The 10,746-nt window shown below is 62.1% G+C and carries 8 protein-coding genes; 3 read left to right on the top strand and 5 right to left on the bottom strand.

Annotated elements, in window-relative coordinates; translation table 11 throughout:
* Positions 1-503: 503 nt before the first annotated feature.
* The 4 genes from HU767_RS09005 to HU767_RS08990 all read right to left on the bottom strand — a co-directional run bounded on the left by HU767_RS09005 (position 504) and on the right by HU767_RS08990 (position 4,839).
* Positions 504-1,352 (bottom strand): ureidoglycolate lyase, encoded by an 849-nt coding sequence (locus HU767_RS09005; RefSeq protein WP_186705858.1) that lies wholly within the window; start codon positions 1,350-1,352, stop codon positions 504-506.
* 25 nt (positions 1,353-1,377) lie between these two features.
* A complete protein-coding gene (locus HU767_RS09000) occupies positions 1,378-2,118 on the bottom strand; it encodes an SDR family oxidoreductase (RefSeq protein WP_186729325.1) in 741 nt (246 codons plus the stop codon).
* Entirely contained in the window at positions 2,115-3,497 is a 1,383-nt protein-coding gene (locus tag HU767_RS08995) for an MFS transporter (RefSeq protein WP_186729324.1), read from the bottom strand. Before HU767_RS08995 ends, HU767_RS09000 begins: the two co-directional genes overlap by 4 nt.
* A 391-nt stretch (positions 3,498-3,888) precedes the next feature.
* Positions 3,889-4,839: a LysR family transcriptional regulator gene (locus HU767_RS08990; RefSeq protein ID WP_186729323.1), complete on the bottom strand. Its 951-nt coding sequence runs from the start codon at positions 4,837-4,839 to the stop codon at positions 3,889-3,891.
* A 114-nt stretch (positions 4,840-4,953) separates the two neighbouring features.
* On the opposite strand from HU767_RS08990, the gene HU767_RS08985 reads away from it, so the two are divergent.
* The 3 genes from HU767_RS08985 to HU767_RS08975 all read left to right on the top strand — a co-directional run bounded on the left by HU767_RS08985 (position 4,954) and on the right by HU767_RS08975 (position 8,318).
* Complete coding sequence (locus tag HU767_RS08985) at positions 4,954-6,135, top strand: fumarylacetoacetate hydrolase family protein (protein ID WP_186729322.1); 1,182 nt, start codon at positions 4,954-4,956, stop codon at positions 6,133-6,135.
* A 47-nt stretch (positions 6,136-6,182) separates the two neighbouring features.
* Positions 6,183-7,967, top strand: coding sequence for an IlvD/Edd family dehydratase (locus HU767_RS08980; RefSeq protein WP_186729321.1), 1,785 nt, complete (start codon positions 6,183-6,185; stop codon positions 7,965-7,967).
* A gap of 132 nt (positions 7,968-8,099) precedes the next feature.
* Entirely contained in the window at positions 8,100-8,318 is a 219-nt protein-coding gene (locus tag HU767_RS08975) for a 4-oxalocrotonate tautomerase family protein (RefSeq protein WP_186705852.1), read from the top strand.
* A gap of 198 nt (positions 8,319-8,516) precedes the next feature.
* On the opposite strand, the gene HU767_RS08970 is transcribed toward HU767_RS08975, so the two are convergent.
* The gene (locus tag HU767_RS08970; protein WP_186729320.1) at positions 8,517-10,739 is read right to left on the bottom strand and encodes a TonB-dependent siderophore receptor; all 2,223 of its coding nucleotides are present in this window, start codon (positions 10,737-10,739) and stop codon (positions 8,517-8,519) included.
* Positions 10,740-10,746: the final 7 nt, after the last annotated feature.

Below are 10,746 nucleotides of genomic sequence, written 5' to 3'. Positions count from 1 at the left end.
GCTCCCACAGGGATTTGAGTTGAACGCCTATCCGGCGGTCACCCGGGACAAACTGTGGGAGCGGGCTTGCTCGCGAAGAGGCCGGCACATTCAACATCTTCATTGACTGTGATGCCGCCTTCGCGAGCAAGCCCGCTCCCACAGGGGATCTTCAGCAGGCACAATATCCGCGTGTATCGGAAGTCCTTCTGTGGGAGCGAGCCTGCTCGCGAAGAGGTCGGCACATTCAACATCTTTATTGACTGTGATGCCGCCTTCGCGAGCAGGCTCGCTCCCACAGGGATTTGAGTTGAACGCCTATCCGGCGATCACCCGGGACAAACTGTGGGAGCGGGCTTGCTCGCGAAGAGGCCGGCACATTCAACATCTTCATTGACTGTGACGCCGCCTTCGCGAGCAAGCCCGCTCCCACAGGGGATCTTCAGCAGGCACAATATCCGCGTGCATCGGAAGTCCTTCTGTGGGAGCGAGCCTGCTCGCGAAGACGGCCGCAAGCCCAATGATCAGTCCGCCTGCACGGTGACCTGACACTGTTCGCCCAAGCCTTCGATACCCAAGCGCATGGTCTGGCCCGGGCGCAGGAACACCGGGTTGGGCTTGATGCCCAGCCCAACACCCGGGGGCGTCCCGGTGGAAATCACATCCCCCGGTTGCAGGCTCATGCAGCGGCTCAGGTAGGCGATCAGTTGCGGCACGCTGAAGATCAGCGTCCGGGTATTGCCGTTTTGATAGCGATGCCCGTCGACTTCCAGCCACAGATCCAGCGTATGGGGGTCGGCGATTTCGTCCCGGGTCACCAGCCAGGGTCCAAGGGGGCCGAAGGTGTCGAAGCCCTTGCCCTTGTCCCAGGTGCCGCCGCGCTCCAGCTGCCACTCACGCTCCGACACATCGTTGATGACGCAATAACCGGCGACATGCTCCATGGCATTGGCTTCGTCGATGTAGCGCCCGCCCTTGCCGATGACCACGCCCAACTCGACTTCCCAATCGGTCTTGAGCGAGCCACGGGGGATCTGGACGTCGTCGTTCGGCCCGCAAATGGCACTGGTCCATTTATTGAAAATGATCGGCTCTTTCGGCACGTCCATGTTCGATTCGGCGGCATGGTCGGCGTAGTTCAGGCCAATGCAGATGAATTTGCCGACCTGGCCGACACAGGCCCCGATGCGCGGCTGGCCGGTAACGAGCGGCAGGCTGCGGGGGTCGAGGGCGGCGAGACGCGCCAGGCTTTCCGGGCCCAAGGCCTGCCCGGCGATGTCCGGCACGTGGCCCGACAGGTCGCGGATCTGCTTGTCTTCATCCAACAGCCCGGGTTTTTCCGAACCTTTTTCGCCGTAACGCAACAGTTTCATGAAGTGCTCCTGTTCAAGGGAAAATTCAGAGGCTCATGCCGCCATCAATCACATGGACCGTCCCGGTGGTGTAGGCGGACGCGTCGCTGCCCAGGTACAACGCCAATTGCGCGATTTCCTCGGTGTGGCCAATACGTCCCATGGGCTGGCGGTCGAGAAACTGCCGATAGACCTCTGCTTCTTCGACACCTTGTCGCGCAGCCTGGTCGGCGATGCGCTGGCGTAGCGAAGGCGAGTCCACCGTGCCGGGGCAGATGGCGTTGCAGCGAATGCCCTGGCCGACAAAGTCGATGGCGACGGATTTGGTCAGCCCCACCACCGCCGCCTTGCTGGCAGCATAGGCGAAACGATTGGGCACGCCCTTGATGCTGGACGCGACCGACGACATGTTGATGATCGAGCCGCCGCCACGGGCCAGCATGCCCGGCAGGAACGCCCGGATCATGCGGTACATGGCCGTGACATTGAGGTCCATCGAACGTGCCCAGGACGCTTCATCGCATTCCAGGATGTTGCCGCTGTGCACAAAGCCGGCACAGTTGAACAGCACGTCGAGCCCACCGATGTGGTCGCGAGCAGCGTCGATGGCATCGGCCGAGGTGACATCCAGGATCATCGGCGTGACCCCATCGATGCCCGCCAGTGCGCGAATGTCGATGTCGCTGGCAAACACCTCGGCGCCGGCCTGGGCGAAGGCCACCGCGCTGGCCAAGCCGATGCCTTGCCCGGCCGCCGTCACCAGGACTCGCTTGTTTTGCAGACTCATGCGGTCTCCAGTTGCGCTGCCGTGGGCGCGGTCTTGGGCGTCCTGCCGAGCATTGAGGCAGGGATCGCGAGGATCAATCCACCGCTGACCAACAGACACAAGGCCAACACGTAAGTACCGTTATTGATATTACCCGTCAGCGTTTCCGCCACGGCGGTGATCATCGAACCGGTGAAGCCCGACAGGTTGCCGATGGCGTTGATCATGCCGATCCCGGCCGCGGCGGCAACGCCCGACAGCACGGTGCCCGGCAGGGTCCAGAAGATCGGCATCAGGCTGAGGATCCCCGAGGCGGAGACACTGAGGAACAGGACCGATAGCACCAGGTTATCGGCGAAAAACGCGCTGAGGATCAGCCCGACACCGCCAATGAAGGCCGGGATCGCCGCATGCAGCCGCCGCTCGCCGGTACGGTTGGAATGACGGGCGTTGAGCAGCATCGCCACCACCGCCACCGAGTAAGGAATGGCAGTGAGCAAACCGATATGCAGGCTATTGGTGATGCCGGTGCTCTTGATGATCGACGGCATCCAGAACGCCAGGCCATAGAAACCGGTGTTGAAGGTCAGCAGGATCAGCACCAGCAACCACACCCGAGGGTTGAAGAACACTTCGCTCAAGCGCGTGGCCTTGCCCTGGTTGTCGGTTTGCAGATTGGCCTTGAGCAGGGCTTTTTCCGCGACGGAGAGCCATTTGGCCTTGTCGATGTTGTCGGCCAGGCAGACGATCACCACGAACGCCATGATGATCGACGGAATCCCTTCGATGATCAGCATCCATTGCCAACCGGACATGCCGTGGACGCCCTGCATGCTGTTCATCAGCCAGCCGGAGAGGATGCCACCCAGGGTCAGGCTGACCGGCAGCGCCAGCAGGAACCCGGACATCACCCGGCTCTGCCGGTGGGTCGGGAACCAGTAGTTGAGGTAGAGGATCACGCCAGGGAAAAAGCCCGCTTCGCAGATCCCCAGCAGGAAACGCAGCACGTAGAACATCGTGCTCGATTCGAGATGGAAAAACGCCGCCAGCGGCACGGTGTAGGCCACGGCCATGGAGATCACCGCCCAGCTGAGCATGATCCGGGCGATCCAGAACCGCGCGCCAAAGCGATGCAGCAACAGGTTGCTGGGGACTTCGAAGAGGAAATAGCCCCAGAAAAACATACTGGCGCCCAAGGCATACACGGTGTTGCTGAATTGCAGCTCGTTGAGCATGTCGAGCTTGGCGAACCCGATGTTCACCCGATCGAGGTACGCCGCCATGTAGCACAGGAGCAGGACGGGAAGGATGCGCCAGATGACCTTGCGGTAGGTCCGGTCTTCGAAGTCGAGCTCGCCAGCTTGTGCCTGGGCGGGCAACTGCTCGGAGATGGTTTGCATAAGTAACCCCTGATTGTTTTTATTGGGTCACGTCGAATGAGCGAGTCATCCGGCGATTGAACGAGGACTCTACTGTCGGGGATCGATTCTTTCCCAATGGCATTTTTGGATTAGTTGATAACGAGACGTTATCGAGATAGCCGTCGGCTCTCTCCAATGCCGCCGCCCCCCCCGGTCGTGGCAGCATGCTTTAAGTTTGTATGAGTTTTGTGGCGAGGGAGCTTGCTCCCGCTGGGGCGCGCAGCGGCCCTGAAACCAGGCAACTCGGTGTACCAGGCAAGTTGAGTTCACGGCTTTGGGTCTGCTACGCAGCCCAGCGGGAGCAAGCTCCCTCGCCACAAAAGCGACCTTGCCAACCTAAGCCCTCCGCAGGATGGAGTCAGCGAGCCCCCTAAGTGTCCAGTATTGCGGCCAGGCGGGCGTTGTCCTTCAGGATCTCGGCGAACTCCAGCGCCGCGCCCACCAACGGCTCATCCTTTCGCGTCAGGATCCCGTAATCCTGCGGCACCAGGTGCAGCGGCGTATCGAGGGTCTTGAGCTGGCCGCTTTCGAGCAGCGGATCGACCATGGCATTGGGCAGCATGCCGATCATGGGGCCGCGTTGCAGGACCTGGAGGAAGGTCTGCATGGAAATGGTGTCGATGGTGTTGCGCGGCATTCCCACCCCGGCTTCGGCGAAGGCCAGTTCCATGCGGGCGCGGATCGGCGTGCCGACCGGGTAGAGAATCCACGGCTGGTCCACCAATTGCTGCAAGGAGGTCGGCCCGGCGCTCGCCAGGGGGTGGCGGTCGTTGACCACGATGCAGAACGGCTCCGGGGCCAGGGGCTGGAAATCGTAGCGCTGTTGCTGGCTTTGCTCGGTAAACCGCGCCACGGCCAGGTCAAGTTTCTTTTCTTCAAGCATCTTCATCAGATGGTTGCTGGTCTGCTCCACCACCTCGATGGACAGCAAGGGCCAGCGTTGCTTGATCTGCAGGATCGCCTCGGGCAAGGCCACCGCCGTCGCGGCAAAGATACCGCCGACCTTGAGGTAGCCATGGCCGCCTTCGCGCAGGCTGCTGATTTGCTCGACGAACGAACGGGCGTCGTTCAAGGCGATCTGCGCGTAGCGCAGCACATGTTCGCCCAGTGCGGTGGGCGGCATGCTCCGGGGGCGGCGTTCGAACAGGGCAAAGCCGAGCAGGCTTTCGATTTCCTTGAGCATCTTGCTCACGGCCGGCTGGCTGAGGTTCATCTGCTCGGCCGCCAGATGCATGTTGCAGGTGCGCCCCAAGGTATCGATCAGCAGCAGATGGCGAAATTTGAGCCAGCCGCAGAAGCTGGAGAAAGACAGATCGGACATGGGCAATCCTCGACGATGCAATAACCGGACGTTATCAGATACTGAATATATCTCATTGGAGTTCATCAACAGCGCGCCCTAGCTTGAACGCTTTACTCACCAGGAAGACTGCCCATGTCGCTGATGCTGACTCCCGAGAACACCCTGCCCGTCGATGGCGTCGCCGGCACCCTGATTGGTCGTGCCTGGGTGCCAGGCCGGATCGCCGGCCCTTCACCCGTGGTGCTGCGCAGTGACGGGGTGTTCGACCTGTCGGAGCGTTTTGCGACATTGAGCGACTTGCTGGAAACAGAATCCCCCCTGGCCGCTGTCAGGCAGGCGCCCGGTACCTTCATCGCCAGCGTCGAAGCGTTGCTGGCCAATACCGGCATTGATGCCGACCCGACCAAGCCGTTCCTCTTGCCGCCCCTGGACTTGCAAGTGATCAAGGCCGCCGGCGTAACGTTCGCCGCCAGCATGATCGAACGGGTGATCGAGGAACAGGCCGGCGGTGACGCGGCAAAGGCCGAGGCTGTCCGTGCCACCGTGCACAGCGTGATCGGCGACAACCTGCGGGCCATCGTGCCGGGATCCGAGCAAGCCATGCGCCTGAAAGCCTTGCTCATTGAACAGGGCATGTGGTCGCAATACCTGGAAGTCGGCATCGGCCCGGATGCGGAAATCTTCACCAAGGCACCGGTCCTGGCCGCCGTGGGCAGCGGCAGCCGCATCGGCATTCATCCGATCTCGCAATGGAACAACCCGGAACCGGAAGTGGTGCTGGCGGTGAACAGCCGTGGCCAGATCCACGGCGCCACCCTGGGCAACGATGTCAACTTGCGGGACATCGAAGGCCGCAGTGCGCTGTTGCTGAGCAAGGCCAAGGACAACAACGCGTCTTGCGCCATCGGCCCGTTCATTCGCCTGTTCGACGAACACTTCAGCCTGGATGACGTTCGCGCTTGCGTGGTTGATCTCAAGGTACAAGGCGAAGATGGCTACCGACTGCACGGTTCGAGTTCCATGAGCCAGATCAGCCGTGACCCGCAGGACCTGGCGGGCCAGACGCTCAACGCCAACCACCAATATCCGGACGGGTTCGTGCTGTTTCTCGGTACCCTGTTCGCCCCCACCGAAGACCGCGATCATCCCGGCAGCGGTTTCACCCACAAGCGCGGGGACGTGGTCAGCATCAGCAGCCCGTTGCTCGGCAGCCTGCATAATCAGGTCACCCACAGCTGCGATGCCGCCCCCTGGACCTTCGGTGTCAGCGCCTTGATCCGTAACCTCGCCGCCCGAGGTCTGCTGGGCCGCTGAGGCCACCACCGTGACCGATTCATCCAATTACAAGAGAGACATGAATCATGAGTGACACGCCTAAACGCCGCCTGCGCAGCGAGCAATGGTTCAACGACCCGGCCCACGCGGACATGACCGCGCTGTATGTCGAACGCTACATGAACTACGGCATGACCCGCGAAGAGCTGCAATCGGGACGCCCGATCATCGGCATCGCCCAGACCGGCAGCGACCTGACGCCCTGCAACCGTCATCACCTGGAACTGGCCCAACGGGTCAAGGCCGGTATTCGTGATGCCGGTGGCATTCCCATGGAATTCCCGGTGCACCCGATCGCCGAACAGTCGCGGCGGCCCACGGCGGCGCTGGACCGCAACCTGGCCTACCTGGGGCTGGTGGAAATCCTTCACGGCTACCCGTTGGATGGCGTGGTGCTCACCACCGGTTGCGACAAGACCACGCCCGCCTGCCTGATGGCGGCGGCGACCACCGACTTGCCCGCCATTGTCCTGTCCGGCGGGCCGATGCTCGACGGCCATCACAAGGGCGAACTGATCGGCTCCGGCACCGTGCTCTGGCATGCGCGCAACCTGATGGCCGCCGGCGAGATCGACTACGAAGGCTTCATGGAAATGACCACCGCGGCCTCGCCCTCGGTGGGTCACTGCAACACCATGGGCACCGCCTTGTCGATGAACGCCCTGGCCGAAGCCCTGGGCATGTCGCTGCCCGGTTGCGCGAGCATCCCGGCGCCCTATCGCGAGCGCGGGCAAATGGCCTACGCCACCGGCAAGCGTATCTGCGAATTGGTGCTCCAGGACGTGCGCCCTTCCCAGATCATGACCCGCCAGGCCTTCGAGAACGCCATCGCCGTCGCCTCCGCCCTCGGCGCTTCGAGCAATTGCCCGCCGCACCTGATCGCCATCGCCCGGCACATGGGCGTCGAACTGAGCCTGGACGATTGGCAACAGATTGGCGAAGACGTGCCGCTGCTGGTCAATTGCATGCCGGCGGGCAAGTACCTGGGCGAAGGGTTCCATCGGGCCGGCGGCGTGCCCTCGGTCATGCATGAACTGCAAAAAGCCGGACGCCTGCACGAAAGCTGCGCCACGGTCAGCGGCAGGACCATCGGCGAAATCGTCAGCGACAGCCTGACCAGCAACGCCGATGTGATCCATCCCTTTGAGACGCCGCTCAAGCACCGTGCCGGTTTCATCGTACTCAGCGGCAATTTCTTCGACAGCGCGATCATGAAGATGTCGGTGGTGGGCGAGGCGTTTCGCAAGACCTACCTGTCCGAGCCCGGCGCCGAGAACAGTTTCGAAGCCCGGGCCATCGTCTTCGAAGGACCGGAGGATTACCACGCCCGCATCGACGACCCGGCGCTGGACATCGATGAGCGCTGCATCCTGGTGATTCGCGGCGTTGGCACGGTGGGCTACCCCGGCAGCGCGGAGGTGGTGAACATGGCCCCGCCAGCCGCACTGATCAAACAAGGCATCGACTCCCTGCCCTGCCTGGGGGACGGTCGCCAGAGCGGCACCTCGGCGAGCCCATCGATCCTCAACATGTCGCCTGAAGCGGCTGTGGGTGGCGGCCTGGCGTTGCTGCAAACCAACGACCGGCTGAAAGTGGACCTGAACACCCGCACGGTGAACCTGCTGATCGACGAGGAAGAAATGGCCCGGCGCCGACTCGCGTGGACGCCGAACATCCCGCCCTCGCAAACCCCTTGGCAGGAACTGTATCGGCAATTGGTGGGACAGCTTTCCACGGGGGGGTGCCTGGAGCCGGCGACGTTGCACCTGCGGGTGATTGCTCGTAGTGGTGAGCCGCGTCATTCGCACTGAGTGCGCGATTGTTCACGCACGTTGAATGCAGATGCCAACCCAGAGGGATTTATTCCACGGACCTAAAGGAGAAAGATGCGCGCCAGGGGCCCCTCGCCCCTGCCGAATCTTTCACACCCACGGAGTCGATCCATGCCATTTGCCAACTACAAATTTCCCGAAGGAATCCTGGACCACGCGCGCAAGGAAGAGATCATCCACCGCACCACGGAGATGTTCGTCGAATACTTCGGCGAAGGGGTTCGTCCGTTCACCATGGTCCTGGTGGAAGAGGTGGCAGACGGTGGCTGGGGGCGCGCCGATGAAACGCTGACGCTGGAAAAGATGGGGCTGCCGGCCAAAGGGCAATAGCGCTGTTCACTTAAGACCTGCCTAAATCCTTGTGGCGAGGGAGCTTGCTCCCGCTGGGCTGCTTAGCAGCCCCTTTTTGCGAGCGCTTCGCACTCGAGCGGGAGCAAGCTCCCTCGCCACAGGTTCATCGTTCTTCTTGAGTGAATAGCACCCTCCTATATAAAGGATTGGTCCTGTGCTTGAGCCCCTCGCCCCGCCTCAGAAATCCACCGTGGCCGACAACTGCAAGGTACGCGGAGAGCCTGGCGAGAAAGCACCATACGAGGCGACGCCCGACCAGTATTCACGGTCAAAGACGTTCTGGACCGTGGCCCTGAACGTCGTCGGTCGACCTTCGATCTTGGTGGCGTAGCGAGCACCCGCGTCAAAGCGGGTCCAGGCATCCAGCTCCTGGGTGTTGGCCTGGTTCACGTATTGGCTGCTGGTGTAGATCGCACCGCTGGTGAGGGTAAAGCCTTCCACCCACGGGGTGTCCCATTCCGCCCACAGGTTGGCTTGGACGTCTGGCACGCCGACCGGTTTATTGCCACGGTTTGCCACCGTGGCGGAATCCGTCAGTTCGCCGTCGAGCAGTGTCACGCCACCCATCAAGCGGGTACCGGGAGCCACTTCGCCGAACACACTCAATTCCACACCACGGTTGCGCTGTTCGGCCTGCACCGAGAAGACATCGTTCGCATCGAGCTCGCCACTGGGTTTCTCGATCTGGAACAGTGCCAGGGTGGTCATGAACGTGCCGTGCTCATACTTGACGCCCATCTCGTGTTGCCTGGATTCATAAGGTGCGAACATTTGGTTGGAATTGATCGCGTTGGCGGGCGCGGTGTCACCTTTACTCAGACCCTCGACATAGTTGTAGTAGAGCGACACGTCTTCCCAGGGCTTGACGACGACACCGAACATTGGCGTGGTTTTGCTTTTGTCGTAGGACGGAGTGATCACGGTGGTGTTGTAGTTTTCCGACTTGACGTTTTGCCGGCGCAACCCCAGGGTCAGTTGGACACGGTCATCCAATGCCGACAAGGTGTCGGTCAAGGCGAAGCCGGACAGCTGCGTCTCGGAAACACGCAACACCTTGGGCGCGTTGATGGCGGGCTTGGGCCTGTCCACTGGGTGATAGATGTTCGAGGGGACATCCGACCCGTTGGTGATGCCCCGGGACAGCTCATCCTGATAAGTGCTCGCCATCAGCGTCGTCGTGTGAGTGACGGGGCCGGTGTCGAATACACCACGTACCCCCACGTCGGCTGTCGAACGATCCACGTTGAATTTGTAGTACCCCGGCCTGTTGCTGATATCACCGGCACTGTTAAGAATCCTCGGCACTTGGTCCGACATCCGCTTGACGTCCGACCGGCCGCCACCGGCATGGGCGAACACCGTGACCGAGTCCGTCAGGTCGTATTCACCACCGAGCAAGGCCGACTGCTCCTTGGTGTCCGACCAGCCCCATTTCTGCGACGCGTTGGTGCGGCCGTTGGGGGCCGATGGAATCTCCACGCCAGGCGCGACGGTGAAGGGCCGCGAAGCACCTTCGAAGCTTTCTTTCTGGCTGATGAAGTCGAGGCTCAAGCGCAGGCGCTCGCCGCGATAATCGAAGGCGATGGCGCCGATGTTGAGCTCGCGCTCCTGATCATCGACGGCCGTGTCGCCACCCTGGAGGCTGCCGTTGAAGCGCACGCCGAACTGGTTTTCCGAGCCGAATCGGCGGCTGACGTCCAGGTGCCCGCCCACGTAGGAATCAGACGCATAGCTGCCGGTAAAGCGCGTCAGGTCTTCTTCCAGCGGCCGCTTGGGGACGATATTGATCACCCCGCCCACGCCGCTGTTGGGCGACATGCCGTACATCAGCGCACCCGGTCCCTTGAGCACTTCGATCCGTTCGGCATAGTCGGTGAACACCCGGTAGTTGGGCGCCACGCCGTAGACGCCGTCGTAGGCCAGTTCGCCAAGGTTGCCCTCGCCGATGGGAAAACCACGGATGAAAAACGAATCGACGATACCGCCCACCTGGCCCGTCGAGCGCACCGAAGGGTCGCGTTGCAAGGCATCGGCCGCGGTCACGGTTTGCAGGTCGGCCAGGGTCTTGGCGGTGTAGCTGGTCACGCTGAATGGCGTGTCCATCACGTCCTTGTTGCCCATCATCCCCAGGCGCGCGCCACGGGCCACTTGACCACCGGCCAGCTCGGCCGGCAGTGCGCTCGGGTTGTCGCGGGTGCCGGTGATGTTGGTGGCATCAAGGGTCAAGCCTGGGCCGTTGTCGACCGCAGGGACGTCCGAGGTTTGCTCGGCGGCGGGCTTTTGCCCGGGGGTTGCCGCCCAGGCGGTGGCGCTTCCTGCGACCAGCATGAAACTCAGGGTGGCGGTACGAATCGCGAGGGATAACGCAGACTCACCACAAGGTCGACGTGCAGCAGACATGGCTTAA

The organism is Pseudomonas sp. SWRI179, from assembly GCF_014268705.1.
Classification (GTDB): Bacteria; Pseudomonadota; Gammaproteobacteria; order Pseudomonadales; family Pseudomonadaceae; genus Aquipseudomonas; species Aquipseudomonas zanjanensis.
Note: the sequence above shows the minus strand (reverse complement) of the source record. Positions and strands in the feature narration are given on the sequence as shown.

Coding starts and splice junctions, on each gene's coding strand:
- HU767_RS09005 (WP_186705858.1), bottom strand. CDS start 1,352: ATGAAACTGTTGCGTTACGGCGAAAAAGGTTCGGAAAAACCCGGGCTG.
- HU767_RS09000 (WP_186729325.1), bottom strand. CDS start 2,118: ATGAGTCTGCAAAACAAGCGAGTCCTGGTGACGGCGGCCGGGCAAGGC.
- HU767_RS08995 (WP_186729324.1), bottom strand. CDS start 3,497: ATGCAAACCATCTCCGAGCAGTTGCCCGCCCAGGCACAAGCTGGCGAG.
- HU767_RS08990 (WP_186729323.1), bottom strand. CDS start 4,839: ATGTCCGATCTGTCTTTCTCCAGCTTCTGCGGCTGGCTCAAATTTCGC.
- HU767_RS08985 (WP_186729322.1), top strand. CDS start 4,954: ATGTCGCTGATGCTGACTCCCGAGAACACCCTGCCCGTCGATGGCGTC.
- HU767_RS08980 (WP_186729321.1), top strand. CDS start 6,183: ATGAGTGACACGCCTAAACGCCGCCTGCGCAGCGAGCAATGGTTCAAC.
- HU767_RS08975 (WP_186705852.1), top strand. CDS start 8,100: ATGCCATTTGCCAACTACAAATTTCCCGAAGGAATCCTGGACCACGCG.
- HU767_RS08970 (WP_186729320.1), bottom strand. CDS start 10,739: ATGTCTGCTGCACGTCGACCTTGTGGTGAGTCTGCGTTATCCCTCGCG.